This is a genomic window from Luteimonas abyssi (assembly GCF_001482195.1).
GTDB classification, from domain to species: Bacteria; Pseudomonadota; Gammaproteobacteria; order Xanthomonadales; family Xanthomonadaceae; genus Luteimonas; species Luteimonas abyssi.
This window is the reverse complement of the sequence record NZ_KQ759763.1, coordinates 564791-586926: the sequence shown is the minus strand read 5'-3', so window position 1 is coordinate 586926 and position 22136 is coordinate 564791. Positions and strand designations below refer to the sequence as shown.

Below are 22136 nucleotides of genomic sequence, written 5' to 3'. Positions count from 1 at the left end.
GGGCGCCGACACCGCCATGCCTCGCCGCCGACGTACGGCATTTTTTCGCAGGAGTGGCGCCGTGCGGTCCTGAACGCCGTCAGCGCCCTTCCGCGGACACCGCGCCGATGGGTATCGCGCGAAGCTGGAAGCGCCCGCTCCCACCCGGCGCCCGATCGTCGACCGGACCTCCGCGAGGCGCGGCTCAGTCGTCTCCCTGGAATCCGCCTGCCCGCAGCGTCATCACCAGCGTATCGCGATGGCCATGACCGGCCAGCGGCTGGATCGGCGTCGACTCGTGAATCACGCGGGTGTCGTCGAGCAACAACAAGGACCACGGCTCGGCCAGCGTGAACCGCTGTCCCCGCGGCCCGTCCGCCTCGAACACGCGCGTCTCGCCGCCCTTGATGGCATGCCGGCCGACCACGCAGACCGCCACCAGATCGACGCCGTCTCGATGCGCGCCTTCCGGTGTCGGCCGGCCGATGCCATCGCTGGTGTCGATACGGAACTGGTGCGCTTCCACATACCAGGCGCGCGGGCCGCGCAAACCGTCGGCCAGGCCCGCCAGGCCGACGATGAGGCCCTGCCAACCGGCCAGCGCCTGCACCGACGGCTCCACCGGCTCGAACCAGCGCCGCATGCCGCCATGCAGGGCGTTGTAATCGCGCGGCTGCCAGTGCGCTCGATGTGGCGCGAGCGCCAGCACACCTCCGCTGACTTCCCAACAGGAATGCCGGCGGCGCCGATACCGGCCGCCGTCCATCAGATACGTATCGGGTGGAAGGCGGTCCCAGCTTTCACGCATCGCCTCGAACGCGGCGATGTCCACGCCGGCCAGGTGCGCGGCCGCCGCCGGCCCGAGCACGGCGAATCCATCTGCAGCGAGCGCGCCCGGCACGTCGGCCAGGGCAGTCAGGGGGGGAGCGAGCATCTGGGTCATGGGCGCGTACCGCCGGCAGCCGTGCCGGCCATGCACGCATTTTCCGCGTCGCCGTGCACGGGCGCCAGCGCCACGTCGAAGACGCGGGCACATTCATCCATGCGTCGTCGGCATGACTGAAACCGCACCCGGACGCGACGGCCGAACCCGCAGAGCACAGACCGCCGGGGCCGAACGAAAAAAACCCGCCGAGCGGCGGGTTTTTCTGGATCTGGCGGACCAGATCGGAAGATGGCAGCCCCGGAAGGATTCGAACCTCCGAATGCCTGAGTCAGAGTCAGGTGCCTTACCGCTTGGCGACGGGGCTATGGGTGCATTGTAACGTCGAATCCACGGATGTCCGCAAGACCCGACGCCTGTCGTCTCCGCGCCGGCAGCGCGAAGACGACGGAACGCATTAACGCTTGGAGAACTGGGTCGCGCGGCGGGCCTTGTGCAGACCGACCTTCTTGCGCTCGACCTCGCGGGCGTCGCGGGTCACGAAGCCCGCCTTGCGCAGGTCCACCTTCAGCGCTTCGTCGTACTCCACCAGCGCACGGGCGATGCCCAGGCGGATCGCACCGGCCTGACCGGTGGTGCCGCCGCCGCTGGCGGTGACGAAGATGTCGAACTTGTCGGTGTTCTGGGTCAGCTCGAGCGGCTGGCGCACGATCATGCGCGCGGTCTCACGGCCGAAGAACTCGTCGAGCGGACGGTCGTTGACGGTGATGTTGCCCGAACCCTTGCGCAGGAACACGCGGGCGACGGAGGACTTGCGACGGCCGGTGCCGTAATTCTGGGAAATAGCCATGACTTAGAGTTCCAGGATCTGCGGCTGCTGGGCGGTGTGCGGATGCTCGGCACCCTTGTACACCTTGAGCTTGCGGTACATCGCGCGGCCCAGCGTGTTCTTCGGCAGCATGCCCTTGACCGCGATCTCGATCACGCGCTCCGGGTGGCGCTCCAGCGCCTGACCCAGCGACTCGGTCTTGAGGTTGCCGATGTAGCCGGTGAAGCGATGGTACTTCTTGTCGGTCAGCTTCTTGCCGGTCACCGCGACCTTCTCGGCATTGACCACGATGATGTAGTCGCCGGTGTCGACATGCGGGGTGTAGACGGGCTTGTGCTTGCCGCGCAGGCGGCGGGCGATTTCGCTGCTGAGGCGGCCGAGGGTCTTGCCGGTGGCATCGACCACGTACCAGTCGCGCTGGACGGTCTCGGACTTGGCGCTGAAAGTCTTCATGACGGAGTTTTGGATACTCGAAGGGGTCACTGGTCGGGCTGGTTCCGGTGGCGGCCATTGCGGCCGGCGGAACGTCGCCACGCGTTGTGAGGGCGAAACAGGAGCGGAATCATAGCCGGCCGGCGGACTCACCGCAACCCGACCCCGTCCTCCCACGGTCAACACGTCCTCCGCCCCGGCTCGCCGGGCTTGGCGCGAGGCCGACGGAGGGCGAACATGATATGCCTCGCATCGCCCCACCGCCTGCCGATGACCCACCGCCGCCTCAGCCCGCTCGATCGCCTCCTGGCCCAGTCCCAGCATGCGCTGGATACCCTGTTCGGCGACCCTGCGGCCACACGCGCCAACCCGGCCGCCGACACGCCCGATGTCGCGCTCGACCCCGGCGAACGACGTCACGCGGCCGGGCTGATGCGGATCAATCACGTCGGCGAGATCTGCGCGCAGGCGCTGTACGTCGGACAGGCGGCGGTGGCCCGCGACGCCGCGACCCGAGACCACCTGATGCATGCCGCGCAGGAGGAAACCGATCATCTCGCCTGGTGCGCCGAGCGGCTGCGCGAACTCGACGACCGCCCGAGCCTGCTCAATCCGCTGTGGTACGCCGGCAGCTACGCCATCGGCGTGGCGGCCGGGCTGCGCGGGGACGGCTGGAACCTGGGCTTCGTGGTGGAGACCGAGCGCCAGGTGGAAGCACACCTCGACGAGCATCTGCAGACCTTGCCGCCGGCCGACCTGCGCAGCCGCGCCATCCTCGAGACCATGAAGGCCGACGAGGCCCGGCACGCCGACGAGGCCGAGCAGGCCGGCGCGAGGATCCTGCCGCAGCCGATCCCGACGCTGATGGCCGGCGCATCGAAGCTGATGAAGGCGGTCGCCTACCGTCTGTAGCGCCGCCCGGGCCGCGATCCGGGCATCGCTGCCGCCCGGCGTCCGCCCTTGCTGGGCGCGGGCACCGGAAACGGCAAGGCCCCGCCTGAGCGGGGCCTTGCGCAACCTCGGGCGGAATCGGCGCGGGCGATCAGTCGGCCAGGTTGCGGCCGTGATAGAGCTCCTCGATCTCGCGCTTGAGCCGCGCCTCGATCTTCATCCGCTCCTTGAACGACAGGTTGCGCGCCTTTTCCTCGAACAGGTACTGGTCGAGGTCGAAGTCCTTCAGGTGCATCTTCGTGTGGAAGATATTCTCCTGGTAGACGTTCACGTCGAGCATTTCGTAGCGCGCGCGGATGTTCTTCGCCAGATAATCCTGGATCGAATTGATCTTGTGATCGATGTAGTGCTTCTTGCCCTTGATGTCGCGGGTGAAGCCACGCACCCGGTAATCCATGATGACGATGTCGGACTCGAGGCTTTCGATCAGATAATTCAACGCCTTCAGCGGCGAGATCACCCCGCAGGTCGCCACATCGATGTCGGCGCGGAAGGTCGCGATGCCGTTGTCCGGATGGGTTTCCGGATACGTGTGCACCGTGATGTGCGACTTGTCCATGTGCGCGACCACCGCATCGGAGATCACGCCCTTGGCGTCCTTCCTGTCGATCACCGGCTCCTCGGAGATCAGGATGGTCACCGACGCGCCCTGCGGGTCGTAGTCCTGCCGCGCGATGTTGAGGATGTTGGCACCGATGATCTCGGCCACATCGGTCAGGATCTGCGTCAGCCGATCGGCGTTGTAGACCTCGTCGATGTACTCGATGTACCGGCGGCGCTCGTCCTCGGACGCGGCGTAGCAGACGTCGTAGATGTTGAAGGACAGGGCCTTCGTCAGATTGTTGAAGCCCTGGAGCTTCAGACGGGGCAGCGGCTTGACCACTGTGGGCGACCCTCACTGGCGGAACGGCGAAAACACGAATTATGGGGCAATCGTCCGAACTTCGCAGGCGGGGGTTTGCCGGAAGCGCCCCAACCGCCTACTCTCGCAATCTTCCCCCATCCGTTCAGGAAATGAGCGCACTCAACGTGGCCGTCATTCCGACACTCCAGAGACCGGTTCATCCCCTCATGCCCACACCGGCAACGATCGAGCGTTTTCTCGCCCACTGCCATCGTCGCCGCTATCCGGCACGCACGGACGTCTTCCGCCCCGGCGACCCCGCGGGCACCCTCTACTTCGTGGTCAGCGGCTCGGTCAGCATCATCGCCGAGGAAGATGACGGTCGCGAGCTCGTGCTGGGCTACTTCGGCAACGGCGAGTTCGTCGGCGAAATGGGGCTGTTCATCGATTCCGACAGCCGCGAGGTGATCCTGCGCACTCGTGTGCAGTGCGAACTGGCCGAGATCAGCTACGAGCGCCTCCAGGCCTTGCTGGAAGGGCCGCTGGCCCACGACGCCACCCGCATCCTGTATTCGATCGGCGCCCAGTTGTCCCGGCGCCTCATCGACACCAGCCGCAAGGCCGGGCGGCTGGCGTTCCTGGACGTCACCGACCGCATCACCCGGACCCTGCACGACCTGACCAAGGAGCCGGAAGCGATGAGCCATCCGCAGGGCACCCAGTTGCGGATTTCCCGCCAGGAGCTCGCCCGGCTGGTGGGCTGCTCGCGCGAAATGGCGGGCCGGGTGCTGAAGAAGCTCCAGGTCGACGGCAAGCTGCACGCCCGCGGCAAGACCATCGTCCTCTACGGGACACGCTGAGCACATGTCCGCGGTGGGTCTCGACGCGCTGCCCGGTGCCGATCTGCGCAGCGCGTCGTTGATCGACGCCGACGACGTGGCCACCCTGCTGTCGGAAATGGGCTATCCGTGCGATGTCGACGACGCCGCACGACGCATCCGCAGCATCATCGACAACGATCGCCAGGCCCTGGTGGTCGCGCGCTGCGGCGGCGAGGTCTGCGGGCTGCTCGCACTGGACTTCATGTACTACCTGCCCTTGGGCACCACCACCTGCCGGATCACCGCCCTGGTCGTGCGCAACGACGCCCAGGGACGTGGACTGGGCCGGCAACTGCTGAAGGAAGCCGAGCGGCGGGCCCGCTTCGGTGGCGCGGCGCGGCTCGAGATCACCAGCGGCTCGCAGCGCACCGACGCCCATGCCTTCTACAAGGCCTGCGGCTACAGCGACGGCACCCTGCGCTTCATCAAACGACTCGGCGACGCCTGAGCGAGACCGCAAGACGCGCGCCCCTCAGCGACCACGCCCACTCCCGCGACGACCACATCCGCGGCCGAGGGCCGCCTCGCCCACGCACGACGCCCGCTGGCTGGCCAGCGATCTCCGGCCCGGCCGCGTCTCCAGCAGCCGCCCCGAGCGCGAACGCGGCAGCGAAGGTGCGTCCGGCAACGGTCTGGTCATTTCCTCGCCACACTGACCCGCAGGGCTTCGCGGTCAATCGTTTGCGTCACTTGTCCACAGGTTTGCCCAGCCACGATCCACACCTTGTGTGGATAGACCTGCCTCAGCGAGTCTCGTCGCCCGGCGCAGCCGGCGCTCCCCCCCGGTCGCGACAGCCCCAGTTGAGGATCGGCGTGCCGGCGGGCAACACCCGCCGGAACAGGTCCACCGCCCCGTGCTTGGGGTTGACCACCACCGGCGTGTGCGCGGCGCGCAGTAGCGGCAGATCGGCGCTGCTGTCGGAATACGCCACATCCACGCCCGGATAGCCCGCGTCGCGCAGCATGCGCATCTTTTCTTCGGCGTGACAGTGACGGGTGACGAGGATCGCGCCGGCGCGCGGCCCGGTCAGGCTGCCGATGACCGGCACCGTCTCGTGGGCCACGAAGGCCAGGATCGCGCGCGCCAGTTCCGGCGGCGCGCCGGTCGCGACCACGACCCGATCGCCGGCCATCCGGTGACGGTGCAGCACCTCCAGCGCGGTGGGCAGCAGACGGTCACGCAGGATCTGGGTGTGCCCGGCGACGTAGCGGTCGATCATCGCGTCGAGCGTCGTCGGACGATGCAGGCCGACCGTCCCGATCCAGACGAACCCGGAAATACCGCGGCGCCGGGTCGGCAGCCAAGCGATCATCGGTCCGAGCACGGGCGCGGCCAGGGCGGCCAGCACAAGACGCCAGGCGCTTCGCCGGATCAACCAGGCGAACAGGTGACTGCCGGAATCGCCGTCGTAGAGGGTGTGGTCGAAATCGAACACCACGGTCGGCGCATCGGCACGCTCGGGCGGGAACGCCTGCCCGACACTCATGCCGCGGCGCCCCGTGCATCGGGAAACAGCGCGCGCAGCGCCTGTCCGGGATCCTCGGCACGCATGAACGCCTCGCCGACCAGGAAGGCATGCACCCCGCCCGCGCGAAGACGCTCGACGTCGGCGCGCGCGTGGATGCCGCTTTCGGCCACCAGCGCACGGCCGCCGGGCGCCTGGCCACGCAACGCGAGCGTGGTGTCGAGCGACACCTCGAACGTGCGCAGGTTGCGGTTGTTCACGCCGAGCAGCGGTTGCCGCCCCCCCGACGACGGCAACCGCAAGGCACGCGCGAGTTCGTCCGCATCGTGCACCTCCACCAGCACGTCCATCCCCAGGTCGAGCGCGAGCGCGGCCAGCGCGGCCAGCGTATCGTCGTCCAGTGCGGCGACGATGAGCAGGATGCAGTCGGCACCGAGCACGCGCGCTTCGTAGACCTGGTAGGGGTCCACGGTGAAGTCCTTGCGCAGCACCGGCAGGTCGCAGGCCTCGCGCGCGGCCACCAGATACTCATCGGCGCCCTGGAAGAAATCGCGGTCGGTCAGGACCGACAGGCAGGTTGCCCCGCCCGTGGCGTAGCTGCGCGCGATCGACGCGGGCCGGAAGTCGGGACGGATCACGCCCTTGGAGGGGCTCGCCTTCTTGACCTCGGCGATGACCGCAGCGCGCCCGGCGCCGATCGCCGCGTCCATCGCGGCCGCGAAGCCACGCGTGGCCGGCGCGTCGGCAGCGCGCGTGCGCAGTTCATCGAGCGGGCGTGCGGCACGGCGTTCGGCGATCTCGTCGCGCTTGCGCGCCAAGATGCGTTGAAGGATGTCGGTCATCGGCGATCGGGTCGGGCAGGCAGTAGCGCGGTCGACCATTGTCCCCGTTCGCGCCGTCACGCGCGAACCCCGACGCAGCCGCCCGCCCCCACCCGGCCGGGACGGGCCGTCGTCGATCTCCGGATGGCGCCCTCCTGGTGGCACCGCGACGGATGCCGCGATGGCCGGGCGATGCCAACAGGCCCGGCGCGTGCGGCAGACACGGCGCGGATCGCACGCGACCCGTCAGGTCGACGCCGGCGGCGCCGCGGCCAGCGCCCGGGTGGTGGCGACGAAATCGTCCAGGCGTCGACGCGCCTGTCCGCCTGCGATCGCGGCGCGCGCGCGTGCGATGCCGTCGGCCAACGATTCGGCCACGCCAGCCACATACAGCGCGGCGCCGGCATTGAACACGACGATGTCCTGCGCCGGCCCCGCCACGCCATCGAGCACGTCCAGCAGGATCGCCTTCGACTCGGCCGCGTCCTCGACGCGCAGGTTACGGCTGTGCGACATGGCGATGCCGAAGTCCTCCGGATGTACCTCGTACTCGCGCACCTCGCCATCGCGCAGTTCGCCGACCAGCGTCGCGGCACCGAGAGAAAGCTCGTCCATGCCGTCGCGACCCCAGACGACCAGGGCCCGCTCCGCGCCCAGGCGCTGCAGCGCGCGCGCCTGGATGCCGACCAGGTCGGGGTGGAAGACCCCCATCAGGATCGACGGCGCCGCAGCCGGATTGGTGAGCGGCCCGAGGATGTTGAAGAGCGTACGCACGCCCATCTCTCGGCGCACCGGCGCGACCACCTTCATCGCCGGATGGTGCACCGGCGCGAACATGAAGCCGATGCCGATCTGTTCGATCGACGCGGCCACTTGCTCGGGCTGCAGCTCGATCGACGCCCCCAGCGCCTCGAGGACATCGGCGGCCCCCGACTTCGACGACACGCTGCGGTTGCCGTGCTTGGCGATCTTCGCGCCGGCCGCCGCCGCCACGAACATCGAGCAGGTGGAGATGTTGAAGGTGTGCGCGCCATCGCCACCGGTGCCGACGATGTCCACCAGGTGCGTGCGGTCGGCGATCGCCACCGGGCGCGAGAACTCCCGCATCACCGCCGCCGCGCCGGCGATCTCGCCGATGGTTTCCTTCTTGACCCGCAACCCGGTGAGGATCGCCGCGGTCATCGTCGGCGAGACCTCGCCGCGCATGATCTGGCGCATCAGATCGACCATTTCGTCGTGGAAGATCTCGCGGTGCTCGATCGTGCGCTGCAGCGCTTCCTGGGGGGTGATGGGCATGGCGGGCACCGTGGGACGGAAGGGACGCTTCGCCACAGGGGCCTGCGACGAGGCCGCCTAGTGTGCCATCCACCTGCGGCCTTCGCGCCGCGCCGGCCACCGCGAGGCGACGGCCGCGCATCGCATCGATGCCCTCGGGACGCGCGCACGCACGTTTCCGCCGATCCGATCGCGCCCATCTCGATGGCGCTTGCGCCCACGCGCGGGCGTTTCAGCCCTCGCGCGGCCGGAGCCCGGACACGCCGCCTGCGATCAGCGTTCCAGGAAGTTCTTCAGCAACGCATGGCCGTGTTCGGTCAGGATCGACTCGGGATGGAACTGCACGCCTTCCACGGGATGCTCGCGGTGGCGCAGCCCCATGATCTCCTCGAAGCCGCCGTCGTCGTGCTCGGTCCAGGCGGTGATCTCCAGGCAATCCGGCAAACTGCCCCGCTCCACCACCAGCGAGTGGTACCGCGTGGCCTCGTAGCGGTCGGGCAGCGCCGCGAACACGCCGCGCCCCTCGTGCCGGATCGGCGAGGTCTTGCCGTGCATGATGCGTCCGGCACGGATCACGTTTCCGCCGTAGGCCTGCCCGATGGCCTGGTGCCCGAGGCATACGCCGAGGATCGGCGTGGTCGGGCCGAGCCGATCGATCAGGTCCAGCGAGACCCCGGCCTCGTTGGGCGTGCACGGCCCGGGCGAGATGACGATGCGCTCGGGCGCGAGGCGGACGATCTCGTCGACACTCAGCGCATCGTTGCGCTCCACCCGGACCTCGGCGCCGAGCGCCTGCATGTACTGCACGAGGTTCCAGGTGAAGCTGTCGTAGTTGTCGATCATCAAGAGCACGTGTTCGTCATCCCGTTGATTGCAAGTGACAGGTCAGGATTTCGACGGCTCTTGGACACGTGGACTCATGCACATCGGCAGCCGTCAAGCAGCCTAGCCGGCATTATCCGACGAAGCGGCGAGCCGGGACAGTTCGCCGCCGCGCGTCCGCTTCGTCGCGGCATACTGGGGCAGCCACGACAGAGCGCCTCCCGTTTCGAACCGATTGGAGCCGATCCCGATGTCCCTGCCTGCCGACGGCCGCACGCCGCCTGCCCCCCGTGCGCTGCACCGCCTGTTCAACCTGCAGCCCGGCGAACTCGCCCCGGTGCTGATCGCCGCGCTGTTCTTCTTCTGCGTCCTCACCGCACTCATGCTCCTGCGGCCCGCCCGCGACGCCCTCGGCATGGAGCGCGGCATCGACAGCGTCCGCTGGCTCTTCATCGGCACCGCGCTCGTCACCCTCGCCGTCAATCCGCTCTTCGGTCTCATCGTCAGTCGCCTCAGACGCCTCCAGTTCATCGGCACCACCTACGGCTTCTTCGTCGCCAGCCTCGTCGGCTTCTGGGCCCTGCTCGTCTTCGCGCCCGGCGCCATCGGACAACGCAGCGGCCAGGTCTTCTACGTCTGGTTCAGCGTCTTCAACCTCTTCGTCACCATGGTCTTCTGGGCACTGCTCGCCGACCGCTTCACACCCGACCAGGGCAAGCGCTTCTTCGCCCTCATCTCCGTCGGCGGTACCCTCGGCGCCATCTTCGGACCCTGGCTCACCTCGCGCCTGGCCGAGCCCCTGGGCACCCCCAGCCTGCTGCTCGTCGCCGGCGGTTTCCTGCTGATCGCCGTCCTCGCCGCCTGGGCGCTGATGCGCGTCGCCACCGATCGCGCCAGCCAGGCCGGCAGCGTCGCCTCCGCACGCGACCCGTCCGAACGCATCGGCGGCAGCGCCTGGGCCGGCATCCGCGCCGTGTTCCGCTCCCCCTACCTCAGCGGCATCGCCGGCTACGTCCTGCTCATGACCGTGGTCGCCACCTTCATCTACTTCACCCGCCTGCAGATGGTCGCCGCCGTCGCCGACGACACCGATACCCGCGCCGCCATCCTCGGCAACATCGACATGTGGACCCAGGTCGCCGTGCTCGTGCTCCAGCTCACCCTCACCGGGCAGATCGTCAAGCGCTTCGGTCTCGGCGTGGCCCTGGCCATCCTGCCCATCGCCACCGCGATCGGCTTCGTCGGCCTGGCCATCTACGGCTCCTTCGTCGTCCTGGTGCTGCTCGAGGCCACCAACCGCGCCGTCCAGCGCGGCATCACCCGGCCCGCCCGCGAGGCGCTATTCACCGTCGTCGACCGCGAGGACAAGTACAAGGCCAAGGCCTTCATCGACACCTTCGTCTACCGCGCGGGCGACGTCGTCGGCGCGCAGACCGAAGGCGCTCTCGGACGCCTCGGCCTCGCCCTCGGCGGCCTGGTCAGCGTCGTCGTCCCGCTCGCGCTGGCCTGGGCCGCACTCGCCGTCTGGCTCGGGCGCGCGCAGGGGCAAAGGGCTGAGGTGCAACGAGGCCTGGCGCCCGGTGTCCGGCAGGCGCAGGACGGTCCGCGGTCTGGCGCTTCGCCCTGACGCACCGGGTGCGGTGCAGCGTGGGCAGGACCTCGAGCGGCATCTGCCCGCCGCCCGTCGAAGGCGTGCCGGCACCGTAGCCGACGGCGGTGCGGATTGCGGACTCGGCGACAGGGACGCGGGCCGGGCGGAATTCGCCGTCCGGCCGCGGGTACGCCCGCGCAGGGCGCCCTAGAGTCCCCGCGCCGCCTGCGCCACGGCGCGGAACAGCGCGCGTCCCTTGTTCATGGTCTCCTCCCACTCCTTCTCGGGGTCGGAGTCGTAGACGATGCCGGCACCGGCCTGCACGTGCAGGCGCCCGTCCTGGATCACCGCGGTGCGGATGGCGATGGCGGTGTCGGCGTCGCCATGCCAACCGATGTAGCCGACGGCACCGGAGTAGACGTTGCGGCGGATCGGCTCCAGGTCGCGGATGATCTCCAGCGCACGGATCTTCGGTGCCCCGCTCACCGTACCGGCGGGGAACGTCGCCCGCAGGACATCGGCGTACGACATCCCCGCGCGCAGGCGCCCGGTGACCTCGCTGACGATGTGCATGACGTGGCTGTAGCGCTCGATGGTGAAGCGCTCGCCGACCTCCACGCTGCCCGCCTCCGAAACGCGCCCCACGTCGTTGCGACCGAGGTCGATCAGCATCAGGTGCTCGGCGCGCTCCTTGGGATCGGCCAGCAGCTCCGCCTCCAGCGCCGCGTCGGCCTCGGGCGTGGCGCCGCGCGGACGCGTGCCGGCGATCGGCCGCACGGTCACGGTGCCGCCCTGCTGCCGGACCAGAATCTCGGGCGAGGAGCCGACCACCTGGGTCCCGCCCACGTCGAGGAAATACATGTAGGGCGATGGGTTGAGCGCACGCAGGGCGCGATAGACATCCACCGGCCGCGCATGGAAAGGCACCGACAATCGCTGCGACAGCACCACCTGGAAGATGTCGCCGGCGCGGATGTACTCCTTCGAGCGCTCGACCGCGTCGATGAATCCCGCGCGGGTGAAGCCCGAGACGAAATCGCCCTCGTCGAGCGCGGCCGGCTGCAGGGTTTCCGGATAGCCTGCGCCGCCGTGGCGCAGACGATGCGCCAGTGCATCCAGGCGGCGGTTGGCGCGTGCCCAGGCCTGTGGTTGCCGGGGATCGGCATGGACCACGAGGTACAGGCGACCCCGCAGGTTGTCGAACACCGCCACTTCTTCCGACTGCATCAGCAGGATGTCGGGCGTGCCCAGCTCGTCGCGGCGCGCGGGCGCCTCCGCGGCGTCGGCCAGCCGCGACTCCACGTAGCCGATGCACTCGAATCCGAACCAGCCGACGAGACCGCCCGTGAACGCCGGCAGGCCCTCGACCTGCGGGACCGACTCCGCCGTGCGCAGGCGCTCGACTTCCGCGAACGGGTCTTCGACCGGACGCGTCTCCACGACATCGCCATGCTCGCTGACCGTCATCTCGTGCCCGCGGAAGCAGATCACGCGCGTCGCCGGCAGGCCGATGATCGAATAACGGCCGAACCGCTCACCGCCCTCCACCGACTCGAACAGATAGGTGTACGGGCCGTCGGCGAGCTTCAGATAGACCGACAGCGGCGTATCGAGATCGGACAGGACCTCGCGCGCGACGGGGATGCGGGTGTGGCCTTCGGTGGCGAAACGATCGAACTGCTGCTGGGTGATCAAGCGGGGGCTCCACGATGGACGGACGGGCAACGACGCGGGCGCGTCACCATCGCCAAGCGTGGCCGGTCATCGCGATCGGAAGAGGCAGGTGCATGTCGCGTACTTTAAAGGCTCGCCACCGGACATGCGACGCACGCCGTCATTCGCCGGAATCCCCGGCCGGCGACGCACCCGGCGTACCGGCGGCACCGAGCACCGGCGCGTCGTCGGGGAGGACCATCCGCAGCCGCCCCGGGACGCAGTCGATCCGGATCGCCCGCGCATCGACGGGTTCGCCGTCGAGGTTCAGCGTGAGCGATCCGGGCGCCTCGATCTCCACCCACGGCAACTGCGCCCGCACCGCCACCCGCTCGAGCGCCGCCGCCTTGCCCTCGCTGATCACCGAGCCCAGCGTGCCGGCCACCTCACCGTCGAGCTCGGGCACGAGGGTGAGATCGAGCAGGCCATCGTCGATCAACGCATCCGGGCACAGGACCTGGCCGCCGCCGGCCTGACGACCATTGCCGACCCCCAGCGCGATGAACGCGCCCGACCAATCGAAATCCGGGCCACGCACCCGCGCCCGGGTCGGCTCGATCCGGCCCAGCCGGGAAATGCCGGTGATCAGATACGCCAGGCCGCCGAGCATCTTCTTCAGACCCTCGTTCGTTTCCACCGTGATCCTGGTGCCGAATCCGCCGCTGGCGAGGTTGGCGCACCAATGATCGACGCCGTCGGCGCGCACGCACAGCAAGTCGACCGGTCGTGGTCGCGCCATCGCGATCAGCGACAGCGCGTCGCCGGCCTGGTCGGGAATCGCCGCCGCAGTGGCGAAATCGTTGGCCGTCCCCAGGGGCAGGATGCCCAACACCGGCAGTGCATCGGCATCGTCACCGGCCGAGGCCAGTGCGGCGGCCACCTCGCGGAGCGTGCCGTCGCCGCCGCCGGCGATCACGTGCGTGGCCTGCGCCGCGATCGCTTCGTGCACGTAGCGCGCCGCATCGCCGGCCTCCCACGTCACCCGCACATCGAGCGTTTCGCCCGCCTCCCGACGGACCTCGACCGCAGCGCGGACATCGTCGTCTCCGGCGGACTTCCCGTTGAGGATCAGGAACCAGTGCGAGGCGACCATGGGGGCTGGATCGTGTAGGCGGCGGAGTGCCGTGCGGCAGTGTATGCCTGCGCCGGCGACAACGGCGAGGCCGCCCGCGCCGCCTGTCATACCGCGGTCATGCCGCGTCCGGAGAATGGGAGTCCATCTCAGGGACGACGGGCGGAGGCGGGATTGCCTCCAACTCTTCCAGCCGGGAGCGCAGATGCGCTCCCGGCTTTTTCCTTGCCTGCATTCCGGCTCCGGGACGGCCGAAAGACGGTCTGCGGATCGGCGCCCGGGCGCAAGAGGAGATGCGCCCTGGCCTACCGGCTGACGGCGTCGATTTCGTTGCGCATGCGGGCGATCACCTCGGCGTAGTCCGGCTGTCCGAAGATCGCCGAGCCTGCCACGAAGGTATCCGCGCCGGCCGCGGCGATCGCCCCGATGTTGTCGGGCTTCACGCCGCCGTCGATTTCCAGGCGGATCGGCTTGCCGCTGGCACCGATGCGCTCGCGCACACGACGCAGCTTGTCGAGCGTGGACGGAATGAACGCCTGTCCGCCGAAGCCCGGATTGACCGACATCAGCAACACCAGATCGAGCTCTTCGAGCACGTAATCCAGCACCTCGACCGGCGTGGCCGGGTTGAGCACGAGGCCGGCCTGGCAGCCTTCGGCCTTGATCAGCTGGATCGTCCGGTGCACATGACGGCTGGCCTCGGGATGGAAACTGATCAGGCTGGCACCGGCCCTGGCGAAGTCGGGCACGATCCGGTCGACCGGTTCGACCATCAGATGCACATCGATCGGTGCGGTCACGCCGTGCTTGCGCAACGCATCGCACACCAACGGGCCGATGGTCAGGTTCGGCACGTAGTGATTGTCCATCACGTCGAAGTGGACCCAGTCGGCCCCGGAGGCGAGCACGGTGTCGACCTCCTGGCCCAGACGGGCGAAATCGGCAGAGAGGATGGAAGGAGCGATGACGGCAGGCTGCATGGCGGGTCCGCGAGGAGAAGACGGGAGACCGGCGCGGGCGCCGGACCGCCCATTCTAGCGGTCGGCGATCGTCACGCCGCCGTTGCATCCATGAACCTCCGCTGCCTGCGGCCATGCGCGATGCGATACCCGTCTGCATCCTGAACACATCGCGTCGCGTACCCCTGCAAGCGCGCCTTCCCTCGGCGCGCGACCGGCAGACCCGCCGGTCCGGACCGGCCCGACCCCAGGGCCAGACTCAGGAGAGCTCCCCGATGCACCATCACAACAAGATCGCCCGTCTCGCCCTCGCCGTGTGCGTGATCGCCGCACCCGCCGCGGCCGCGCCCGCCTTCGCGCAATCGACAGACGCCTGGACCGGCGGCCACGTGGGTGTCTACCTGGGTCGCGCCTCGTCCCCGGACGATGGAGGCGACCGCTTCCTGTTCGACACCAACCTGGACGGCACCTACGACGACACGGTCCGGACCGCGGCCGGGGCCGACGCCTTCTCGCCGGGGTTCTGCAATGGTGCCGCGCAGGGTCCGACCCCAGACACCGGCTGCAGCAGCAATTTCGGCGGCGCCGAGTGGGGCCTGCGGGGCGGCTACGACTGGCAGGCGGGCCAGTGGGTGTTCGGCGTGCTGGGCGAGATCGGCAAGGTCGACATCCGTGATGCGGTGTCGGCCTACAGCACCACGCCGGCGTTCTACACGATGACCCGCAAGATCGACACCATGGGCGCGATCCGCGGCCGCGCCGGCTTCGCCTTCGGCGCGGAATCGGAGAACCTGGTCTACCTGACGGCGGGCTTCGCACGGGCGCGGGTGCAGAACCGCTTCGCCACCAGCAACGCCGCCAACAGCTTCGACGGCAATGGCAGTCACAACGCGAACGGCTACCAGTACGGCATCGGTTACGAGCGTCTGCTCACCGAGAACCTGTCGCTCGGCCTGGAATACCTGATGACGAGCCTCGACGACGACGACTATCGCGTGCGCACCGGCCCCGGCAGCGCCCCCGCGACCAACCCCTTCCTGATCGTCGATCCGCGCGGCACCGACATGCGCCGCAGCGACACCGATTTCGACTTCGACACGGTGCGCGCCACCCTCAGCCTGCGCTTCTGACCCCGCGCCGGCCCCTGTTCAGCGCCGCCTGCGCTTGCCCCGGATGCGGGTGTAGGCGGCGTTGATTTCCGCTGCGCGCTGCGCGGCCTGTTCGCGCAGTTCCGGTGCCGCGTTCGCCACCCGGTCGGGGTGGTACTGGGACATCAGCTTGCGGTAGGTCCGGTCCACGTCCTCATCGCTGGCGTCGCGGGTCAGGCCGAGCACCTTGTAGGGCGCCGCGCGCTGCGGCAGCAGCCAGTCCGCATCGAACGCGTGCCCGATCGCCAGGCCGAGCACGCCGCCGGCGGGATGGCGCATCAGCAACCATCCGGCGACGAAGCCCAGCAATTTGCCGTAGTAGCGTTTCATGGCCGCCAAGTGTAATCGCGGCGGCGTCGCGCGGGCGGCTTGACCCTCCACATGACGTGCATGCACGCGCGCGATAACCGCACTACACTGGCCGACCTTCAAGACCCGGGCCCACGCCCTTGTCCACCACGCTGATCCAAGCCGACCTGCCCACCCTGCCCCTGCGCCACCGCGGCAAGGTGCGCGACGTCTTCGACGTGCCCGACGCACGGCTGCCGCCCGATGCCCAAGGCGACGGCGACCATCTGCTCATCGTGGCCACCGACCGCCTGTCCGCGTTCGACGTGGTGCTCCCCGACCCCATCCCGGGCAAGGGCGAGATGCTGTGCCAGATCAGCAACTTCTGGTTCGCCAAGACCGCCCACCTGATGCCCAACCACCTCACCGGGATCTCGGTGTCGAGTGTGCTCCCGGACGGCGCGGATCCGGCCCTGTACGCCCAGCGCGCGGTGGTGACCCGCCGCCTGCGCCCGGTGCCGGTGGAGGCCATCGCCCGTGGCTACCTGATCGGCAGCGGCTGGAAGGACTACCAGCGGACCGGGCGGGTCAGCGGCATTCGCCTGCCCGATGGCTTGCGCCAGGCCGAGCAACTCGCCGAGCCGATCTTCACCCCGTCGACCAAGGCCGCGGTGGGCGAGCACGACGAGAACATCGATTTCGACACCATGGTGCACCGTATCGGAGCAGAGCTGGCCGAGCAGATCCGCGACGCCACCCTACGCCTGTACCGCTATGCCGCCGAGTACGCGGCCGAGCGCGGCATCCTGCTGGCCGACACCAAGTTCGAGTTCGGCACCGACGCCGACGGCCGGCTGTACGTGATGGACGAAATGCTCACCCCCGACTCCTCGCGGTACTGGCCGGCCGACGAATACGAGGTGGGCACCAGTCCGCCGAGCTACGACAAGCAGATCGTGCGCGACCACCTCGAAACGCTGGACTGGGACAAGACCGCGCCCGGCCCGAACCTGCCGGCCGAAGTCATCGCACGCACCCGCGCCCGCTATGCCGAGGCACTGCAGCGGCTGGCCGGCATTTCGGTCGACTGATCGGTCGCGCCGGACCCGCGCCGTTCCAACCGGACGGCGCGGAGCGCGGCACGTCCGACGGACTCCGGGGGACAGGCCCTGATGGCTGCGCACACGGCCGGGACCTGGCCAGCGGTGTACTGGTTTTGCAGCTATTCTCCAAAACCGGCGCGCACTGATCCCCGGAGGGCACGATGGACGCGACACACGACGACGTGGGCGCACGCCCGATCGACCGCTGGTTCGCCAGCTACTCCGCCGATCACCGCAACGACACCAACCAGATCATCCACGTGTTCGCGGTGCCGATGATCCTGTGGAGCGTGATCGCCCTGCTGTGGTGCATCCCCGTCGCCGAAGGCGGCCTGTTCCGGCCTGGCATCTGGGCGGCGATGGCGATGTTCGCCGCCTGGCTGTTCTACTTCCGCGCCTCGCGCGCACTTGGCCTGGGCATGGCCGTGGTGTTCCTGGCGATGGCGATGCTCACCCAGGCCCTCCACGCGCGCATCGGTGCCGGTCAACTGTTGTGGCTCGCCATCGGCGTGTTCGTCGTGGCCTGGATCGCCCAGTTCGTCGGTCACAGCAGGTTGTACGAGGGCAAGAAGCCCAGCTTCCTCACCGACCTGCGCTACCTGCTGATCGGACCTGCCTGGGTGCTCGCCAAGGGCTACCGGCGATTGGGACTGCGCTGGTGATCGCATGAGCGTGGCGGCGGCCCCGTGCGGCATCGTGCGGCGAAGCGGGGCCATGACTGGCCGGGGCACCGCGCGCGCGGATGGCGTCCGGTGCGCCCATCCGCTGCCCACCACCGGCGGTAGGCGGTGAACCCCGGGCTCGGCCCGCGCGACATCGGCCTGCTCCTGCTGATCTGTCTGTGCTGGGCGATCAACTTCCTCACCTCGGCGCATGCCTTGCAGGAACTGCCGCCGTTCCTGTTCACCGCGGTGCGCATGGCGATCCTGGTCGCACTGCTGGTCTGGTGGTTGCGCCGGCCGCCGCCCGGGCAATGGCCGCGCCTGCTGACGGTGGCGATGCTGGTCGGTGTCCTGCATTTCGGCTCCAGCTTTCTGGCGCTGCACCTGGCCGGCAATCTGTCGTCGCCGGCCATCGTGATGCAGAGTTATGTGCCGATGGCGGCACTGCTCGCGTGGTGGATGCTGGGCGAGCGCTTCGCGTGGCGGACCGGCCTGGCGATCGCGATCAGCTTCGCCGGCGTGCTGGTCCTCGGGTTCGACCCGCTGGTCCTGCGGTCGCCGCTCGCGCTGATGGTGATGCTGGTGTCGGCCGCGCTGCTGGCCTTGGGCACGGTGCTGATGCGCAGGTTGCGCGGCTTCGACATGGTCAACCAGCAGGGCTGGATCGCGGTGCTCAGCGTGCTGCCGCTGTTCGCGATCAGCCTGATGTTCGAACCCGACCCCCTTGGCGCACTCCGCGAGGCGAGCTGGATCGGATGGGGCGGCGCCGTCTACGCGGCGGTGTTCGGCTCCTTGCTGGGACACGGGCTGTTCTTCGTCCTGGTGCAACGTCACCCGGTGGCCGACGTCACCCCGTACCTGCTGTTCACCCCGGTGCTCGCGGTGGCCCTCGGTATCGTGTTCTGGGGCGATCGGCCCGGGCCGGCGATGTGGGTGGGCGGCGCCATGGTGCTCGGTGGCGTCCTGACGATCGCATTGCGCACGCGGCGGAAGGCGCGCACGCCGCTCAACGACACCGCGCCGGGTGCCTGCGTCGCGGCCGGGGTCGAACCCGGCGCAGGGCGAGGCGGTGTCGACGAACCCTCGCGTGGAGGGCGTTGACAGTCTTCGCGTCTCGCACGCAGTTCAACGGCTCGCCGCACACGGCAAACGCTCCACACTGCCGGGCAGATGCGCGAACGGAGCCGGGCAGCCGGCGGTCCGGCACGCCGAGGACAGACGTCCACGGCGTGCCGGTAATCGGCCTATCGACGATCAGGGGCGATCAGAACCGGAAGGTCAGGCTGGTGAAGATGAAGCGTCCGGCCTGGTCGTAGCCGCCCAGCGAGTTGCCGTTCAACGACAGCGCCCCGCCGACCAGCGGCGGCGCCTTGTCGAACACGTTGTTGACGCCCATCGTCCAGGTGGCCAGGTCCCACAGGTCTACCGAACCGGACAGGTCGAAGAAGCTGTAGCTGCCCAGCTGGCCGCCGTTGCCGACCAGCAGCTGGTCGGTGGTGCCGGGCCGGCCGTCGATTTCCTCGTAGTCCATCCCGCCGATGTAGCGCCAGCGCATGCCGATGGTGTAGCGGTCGAACCCGTACCGGGCACTCAACACGTGCCGCCATTCCGGTGCGCTGCAGGAGGGATTGATGATCCCCGCGCAGTCGTACGCACTGGATTCGTCGCCCGGCACCGGCTGCACCGTCTGTTCGAGCAGATACGAGCCCGTCAGCGATGTGGTCAGCCGCCCGGGGCCCAGAGTCCACGCGTACGACGCGGTCAAGTCCAGGCCCCGGTAGTCGAAGCTGCCGAAATTGCCCAGCGTGTTGACGATGACTCCGGAGGTCTCCGGGTTGCTGCCCAACCAGAGGTCGCCGGTGGTCGGGTTGCGACGAATCAGGCCGCACATCGCGTCCTGACCCTGCGCGCACAGGTTCAGGATGACCGGCGAACCGATGCTCCTGATCGCATCGGTCACCTCGATCCGGTAGTAGTCCAGGCTCAGGTTCAGATCGCGGATGGGGTTGGCGGCGAAGCCGACCGTCCACGTGCGTGCGGTCTCGGGCTGCAGATCCTCGTTGCCGCCGGAAATCTGGTTGTACTGGTTGGCCGGATTGGCCGGCACGAACCCATACTGCCCAGCCGCCACACCGGTGAGCGCGCACTGCTCCCGGGTCCAGGTGGGCGACGCGCCCGCGCAGGGGTCGGCGCCGCCCCACAGCGCGATGCTCTGCTCGTTGTAGAGCTCGGTGATGCTGGGCGCGCGGATCGCCCGGTTCCAGCCCGCGCGGGCCAGGTAGCGGCCATCGTCGAAGCTCGCGCCCAGGCCGAGCTTGTAGGTGTTCACGCCGCCCGAGGTGTCGTAGTCCGAGTAGCGGTAGCCCAGTTGCATCTCCAGGCTGCTCAGCGCGCCGGCATCGACCAGCAGCGGCACCGCGCTTTCCAGGAACAGCTCGTCCACCGACATGTCGCCCGAGACCTCAGTGGTCGGACCGCCCAGGCCGGTGAAGTTGCCGGTCTGCATGTTCGTGTCCGGCGTGCGGCTGTAGGTCTCCTCGCGCCACTCGTAGCCGGCCACCAGGCCGATCGGACGGCCCTTGGCCGACGGCAGGCCGAATCCGAGGTCGCCCGAGGCGTATGCGTTGAAGACCTTCATCGAGGTGACGTAGTTGACGATCCCCACGCCCTGCAGCGCCTCCGCGGCCTCCACCGTGACCGCGTCGTTCCAGACGTCGTAGAACTGGCATCCCGAGAACGCGCCTGCCGGACAGCCCAGCAATGCGGAACGCACGCGGTCGGTCACGAAGTCGCCGCGGCTCTCCGCGGTGACCGAACTACGGTTGTACATGAACGAGGCGTCGTAGCTCCAGTTGTCGCTGATCAGCCCGGCCAGGCCGCTGGTGATGCTGTAACTGGTGGTTTCGCGGCTGGTCGACCGGGGGCCGCCTTCGACATTGCGCTTGTTGACCAGCACGGTGACCGTGTCGTCGGTGATGCCGAGATCCCCACAGAGCGTTCCGATGAGTTCGTCGTCGCAAGCCACATCGACGTCGGTGTTGAAGGTGCCGGTCGGTGCGATCTGGGTGGAACTGCGCCGGTTGACCAGCATCGCCTCCAGGTACGGCCGGAAGTGGTCGTTGATCTCGTACTGGACGCGGGTGCCCGCGGTGTAGCGGGTGTCGGGCCGCTGATAGAAATTGACCGGCGCGAAGTTGTACAGCGCACCGGTGCCTGCGACCCAACCGCCGTCGTCGCCCAGGTAGGCCGCCGTATTGCCGCCGGTGAGCGATGGCGCCAGTACGGTGAAGTTGGCGGGATCCGCAGCCGATGAGCCACCGCACGCGGTGCCCGCATTCGACAGCGCGCACGCGGAGTAATCGCGCTCGCCCTGGTACAGGGCTTCGTTCTTGCGCCAGGTCGCCCACGCGATCGCGTGACCGCTTTCGCCGAACCGCCCGCCGATGGACAGATCGATGTTGCGCGAAATGCCGTCGAAGCCGGAGCCGCCGGTCGGATAGTCGTAACCGGCCGCATCCATCAGTTCCTGCATGTAGCGGTTGTCGTTGTCGTGCTGGTAGGCCGAGTAACCGAAGTTGATGTTGACGCCCTCGAACTGGTCGTCGAGCACGAAGTTCACCACGCCGGCAATGGCGTCGGACCCGTAGACCGCCGAGGCACCGCCGGTCAGCACGTCCACCCGCTGCACCAGCGCGGACGGCACGATGCTCAGATCCGGTGTCTCCCCGGTGCCCTTGGGAATGCGGCGTCCGTTGACCAGGCTCAATGTGCGATTTGCGCCGAGGTCGCGCAGCGAGACCGTGGCATAGCCCTGGGACGGGTTGTTCTGGAAGTTGTCGAACGACAGGCCGAGCTGCGGATACTGGTTGACCAGATCCTCGACCTTGGTCGCGCCCGAGTACTGGAACTCCTCGGCCTGGATCTCGGCGACCGGACTCGATGCGGTCATGGTCTGGCTGCGCAGGCGGGTGCCGGTGACCGTCACCGTATCCAGGGTCGCCGCGGTCTGGCCCTCGGTCGGGGCCGGTACCTCGGCGTCCTGCGCCAATACCGCAAAACTGGTGGAACAGCACACGGCGGTGGCCATGGCGGCGAACAGCCGGTTGCGACGTACAGAAATACTGTTGCGGAAATGCGTCATCACTCTCTCCCCTACGTTTGAAGAACGTTGCGGAAAGACCACCCCCTCCCCCCGATCCCTGGCTGGGGTCTCCATGACGCGGCTTCATCCAAAGCCTGAATGGGAACCTAACACGAAAATTTCACACTGCCTGCACGGAGTTGAAACTTTCTCGATTTTGCGACCGAGTGGCAGGATGGCCCGCTGCACGGTCCTCCGGCACGACGACGCGGATCACACGAATGGTTCGGCGACGCCTGGGCACCCGACAGGCTCGAGCGGCCCGTCTCCATACCG

The 22136-nt window shown here is 68.7% G+C and carries 21 protein-coding genes and 1 tRNA gene; 8 read left to right on the top strand and 14 right to left on the bottom strand.

Annotation, left to right across the window (positions count from 1 at the left end; translation table 11 throughout):
- Nucleotides 1–184 precede the first annotated feature (184 nt).
- The 4 genes from RG19_RS02315 to rplM form a co-directional block, all read right to left on the bottom strand.
- Nucleotides 185–922: a 2OG-Fe dioxygenase family protein gene (locus RG19_RS02315; RefSeq protein WP_082672428.1), complete on the bottom strand. Its 738-nt coding sequence runs from the start codon at nucleotides 920–922 to the stop codon at nucleotides 185–187.
- Between the two features lie 232 nt (nucleotides 923–1154).
- Nucleotides 1155–1229, bottom strand: a tRNA-Gln gene (locus RG19_RS02310).
- A 90-nt stretch (nucleotides 1230–1319) separates the two neighbouring features.
- Nucleotides 1320–1712 carry a 30S ribosomal protein S9 gene (gene rpsI / locus RG19_RS02305; protein WP_058833852.1) on the bottom strand — a complete coding sequence of 131 codons (393 nt, stop codon included), beginning with the start codon at nucleotides 1710–1712 and terminating at the stop codon, nucleotides 1320–1322.
- 3 nt (nucleotides 1713–1715) lie between these two features.
- Nucleotides 1716–2144, bottom strand: coding sequence for a 50S ribosomal protein L13 (gene rplM, locus RG19_RS02300; protein WP_058833851.1), 429 nt, complete (start codon nucleotides 2142–2144; stop codon nucleotides 1716–1718).
- A gap of 249 nt (nucleotides 2145–2393) precedes the next feature.
- Between rplM and coq7 the strand changes: the two genes are divergently transcribed.
- A complete protein-coding gene (coq7, locus tag RG19_RS02295) occupies nucleotides 2394–3035 on the top strand; it encodes a 2-polyprenyl-3-methyl-6-methoxy-1,4-benzoquinone monooxygenase (protein WP_058833850.1) in 642 nt (213 codons plus the stop codon).
- A gap of 130 nt (nucleotides 3036–3165) precedes the next feature.
- Here the strand turns inward: coq7 and speD are convergent, their stop codons facing one another.
- Entirely contained in the window at nucleotides 3166–3957 is a 792-nt protein-coding gene (gene speD, locus RG19_RS02290; protein WP_058833849.1) for an adenosylmethionine decarboxylase, read from the bottom strand.
- A gap of 131 nt (nucleotides 3958–4088) precedes the next feature.
- On the opposite strand from speD, the gene crp reads away from it, so the two are divergent.
- The gene (gene crp / locus RG19_RS02285; protein WP_058833848.1) at nucleotides 4089–4778 is read left to right on the top strand and encodes a cAMP-activated global transcriptional regulator CRP; all 690 of its coding nucleotides are present in this window, start codon (nucleotides 4089–4091) and stop codon (nucleotides 4776–4778) included.
- Between the two features lie 4 nt (nucleotides 4779–4782).
- On the top strand, nucleotides 4783–5247 hold the full coding sequence (locus RG19_RS02280) for a GNAT family N-acetyltransferase (protein ID WP_058833847.1): 465 nt from the start codon (nucleotides 4783–4785) through the stop codon (nucleotides 5245–5247).
- Nucleotides 5248–5542: 295 nt separating this feature from the next.
- Here RG19_RS02280 and RG19_RS02275 read toward each other — a convergent pair whose 3' ends face one another.
- The 4 genes from RG19_RS02275 to RG19_RS02260 form a co-directional block, all read right to left on the bottom strand.
- Nucleotides 5543–6286, bottom strand: a complete 744-nt coding sequence (locus RG19_RS02275) for a haloacid dehalogenase-like hydrolase (RefSeq protein ID WP_058833846.1) — start codon at nucleotides 6284–6286, stop codon at nucleotides 5543–5545.
- On the bottom strand, nucleotides 6283–7107 hold the full coding sequence (gene trpC / locus RG19_RS02270; RefSeq protein WP_058833845.1) for an indole-3-glycerol phosphate synthase TrpC: 825 nt from the start codon (nucleotides 7105–7107) through the stop codon (nucleotides 6283–6285). The genes RG19_RS02275 and trpC overlap by 4 nt, the downstream gene beginning before the upstream one ends.
- Before the next feature lie 225 nt (nucleotides 7108–7332).
- Complete coding sequence (gene trpD, locus RG19_RS02265) at nucleotides 7333–8382, bottom strand: anthranilate phosphoribosyltransferase (RefSeq protein WP_058833844.1); 1050 nt, start codon at nucleotides 8380–8382, stop codon at nucleotides 7333–7335.
- Between the two features lie 252 nt (nucleotides 8383–8634).
- Nucleotides 8635–9213, bottom strand: coding sequence for an anthranilate synthase component II (locus tag RG19_RS02260; protein WP_058833843.1), 579 nt, complete (start codon nucleotides 9211–9213; stop codon nucleotides 8635–8637).
- 220 nt (nucleotides 9214–9433) lie between these two features.
- On the opposite strand from RG19_RS02260, the gene RG19_RS02255 reads away from it, so the two are divergent.
- Entirely contained in the window at nucleotides 9434–10810 is a 1377-nt protein-coding gene (locus tag RG19_RS02255; RefSeq protein WP_058833842.1) for an NTP/NDP exchange transporter, read from the top strand.
- Nucleotides 10811–10981: 171 nt separating this feature from the next.
- On the opposite strand, the gene trpE is transcribed toward RG19_RS02255, so the two are convergent.
- The 3 genes from trpE to rpe form a co-directional block, all read right to left on the bottom strand.
- Nucleotides 10982–12469, bottom strand: coding sequence for an anthranilate synthase component I (trpE, locus tag RG19_RS02250; protein WP_058833841.1), 1488 nt, complete (start codon nucleotides 12467–12469; stop codon nucleotides 10982–10984).
- Between the two features lie 139 nt (nucleotides 12470–12608).
- Nucleotides 12609–13580: a lipid kinase YegS gene (gene yegS, locus RG19_RS02245; protein WP_058833840.1), complete on the bottom strand. Its 972-nt coding sequence runs from the start codon at nucleotides 13578–13580 to the stop codon at nucleotides 12609–12611.
- Nucleotides 13581–13864: 284 nt separating this feature from the next.
- Nucleotides 13865–14539 (bottom strand): ribulose-phosphate 3-epimerase, encoded by a 675-nt coding sequence (gene rpe / locus RG19_RS02240; RefSeq protein ID WP_058833839.1) that lies wholly within the window; start codon nucleotides 14537–14539, stop codon nucleotides 13865–13867.
- Between the two features lie 254 nt (nucleotides 14540–14793).
- Here rpe and RG19_RS02235 point away from each other — a divergent pair, with 254 nt between their 5' ends.
- Nucleotides 14794–15648: an outer membrane protein gene (locus tag RG19_RS02235; RefSeq protein ID WP_058833838.1), complete on the top strand. Its 855-nt coding sequence runs from the start codon at nucleotides 14794–14796 to the stop codon at nucleotides 15646–15648.
- A gap of 18 nt (nucleotides 15649–15666) precedes the next feature.
- Here RG19_RS02235 and RG19_RS02230 read toward each other — a convergent pair whose 3' ends face one another.
- Nucleotides 15667–15996: a J domain-containing protein gene (locus tag RG19_RS02230; protein WP_058833837.1), complete on the bottom strand. Its 330-nt coding sequence runs from the start codon at nucleotides 15994–15996 to the stop codon at nucleotides 15667–15669.
- 119 nt (nucleotides 15997–16115) lie between these two features.
- On the opposite strand from RG19_RS02230, the gene RG19_RS02225 reads away from it, so the two are divergent.
- The 3 genes from RG19_RS02225 (at nucleotide 16116) to RG19_RS02215 (ending at nucleotide 18820) form a co-directional block, all read left to right on the top strand.
- On the top strand, nucleotides 16116–17045 hold the full coding sequence (locus RG19_RS02225; RefSeq protein ID WP_058833836.1) for a phosphoribosylaminoimidazolesuccinocarboxamide synthase: 930 nt from the start codon (nucleotides 16116–16118) through the stop codon (nucleotides 17043–17045).
- A 173-nt stretch (nucleotides 17046–17218) separates the two neighbouring features.
- Nucleotides 17219–17719 carry an Mpo1 family 2-hydroxy fatty acid dioxygenase gene (locus RG19_RS02220; protein WP_058833835.1) on the top strand — a complete coding sequence of 167 codons (501 nt, stop codon included), beginning with the start codon at nucleotides 17219–17221 and terminating at the stop codon, nucleotides 17717–17719.
- A 126-nt stretch (nucleotides 17720–17845) separates the two neighbouring features.
- Complete coding sequence (locus RG19_RS02215; RefSeq protein WP_058833834.1) at nucleotides 17846–18820, top strand: DMT family transporter; 975 nt, start codon at nucleotides 17846–17848, stop codon at nucleotides 18818–18820.
- A 163-nt stretch (nucleotides 18821–18983) separates the two neighbouring features.
- Here RG19_RS02215 and RG19_RS02210 read toward each other — a convergent pair whose 3' ends face one another.
- On the bottom strand, nucleotides 18984–21806 hold the full coding sequence (locus RG19_RS02210) for a TonB-dependent receptor domain-containing protein (protein WP_157515334.1): 2823 nt from the start codon (nucleotides 21804–21806) through the stop codon (nucleotides 18984–18986).
- Between the last annotated feature and the right edge of the window lie 330 nt (nucleotides 21807–22136).

Excerpts from the sequence above, each read along its gene's own strand:
- yegS (WP_058833840.1), bottom strand. The coding sequence starts at position 13,580 with ATGGTCGCCTCGCACTGGTTCCTGATCCTCAACGGGAAGTCCGCCGGA.
- RG19_RS02275 (WP_058833846.1), bottom strand. The coding sequence starts at position 6,286 with ATGAGTGTCGGGCAGGCGTTCCCGCCCGAGCGTGCCGATGCGCCGACC.
- RG19_RS02315 (WP_082672428.1), bottom strand. The coding sequence starts at position 922 with ATGACCCAGATGCTCGCTCCCCCCCTGACTGCCCTGGCCGACGTGCCG.
- RG19_RS02220 (WP_058833835.1), top strand. The coding sequence starts at position 17,219 with ATGGACGCGACACACGACGACGTGGGCGCACGCCCGATCGACCGCTGG.
- RG19_RS02230 (WP_058833837.1), bottom strand. The coding sequence starts at position 15,996 with ATGAAACGCTACTACGGCAAATTGCTGGGCTTCGTCGCCGGATGGTTG.
- crp (WP_058833848.1), top strand. The coding sequence starts at position 4,089 with ATGAGCGCACTCAACGTGGCCGTCATTCCGACACTCCAGAGACCGGTT.
- RG19_RS02255 (WP_058833842.1), top strand. The coding sequence starts at position 9,434 with ATGTCCCTGCCTGCCGACGGCCGCACGCCGCCTGCCCCCCGTGCGCTG.
- rplM (WP_058833851.1), bottom strand. The coding sequence starts at position 2,144 with ATGAAGACTTTCAGCGCCAAGTCCGAGACCGTCCAGCGCGACTGGTAC.
- rpsI (WP_058833852.1), bottom strand. The coding sequence starts at position 1,712 with ATGGCTATTTCCCAGAATTACGGCACCGGCCGTCGCAAGTCCTCCGTC.
- trpD (WP_058833844.1), bottom strand. The coding sequence starts at position 8,382 with ATGCCCATCACCCCCCAGGAAGCGCTGCAGCGCACGATCGAGCACCGC.
- trpC (WP_058833845.1), bottom strand. The coding sequence starts at position 7,107 with ATGACCGACATCCTTCAACGCATCTTGGCGCGCAAGCGCGACGAGATC.
- RG19_RS02235 (WP_058833838.1), top strand. The coding sequence starts at position 14,794 with ATGCACCATCACAACAAGATCGCCCGTCTCGCCCTCGCCGTGTGCGTG.
- coq7 (WP_058833850.1), top strand. The coding sequence starts at position 2,394 with ATGACCCACCGCCGCCTCAGCCCGCTCGATCGCCTCCTGGCCCAGTCC.
- RG19_RS02210 (WP_157515334.1), bottom strand. The coding sequence starts at position 21,806 with ATGGCCACCGCCGTGTGCTGTTCCACCAGTTTTGCGGTATTGGCGCAG.
- RG19_RS02280 (WP_058833847.1), top strand. The coding sequence starts at position 4,783 with ATGTCCGCGGTGGGTCTCGACGCGCTGCCCGGTGCCGATCTGCGCAGC.
- rpe (WP_058833839.1), bottom strand. The coding sequence starts at position 14,539 with ATGCAGCCTGCCGTCATCGCTCCTTCCATCCTCTCTGCCGATTTCGCC.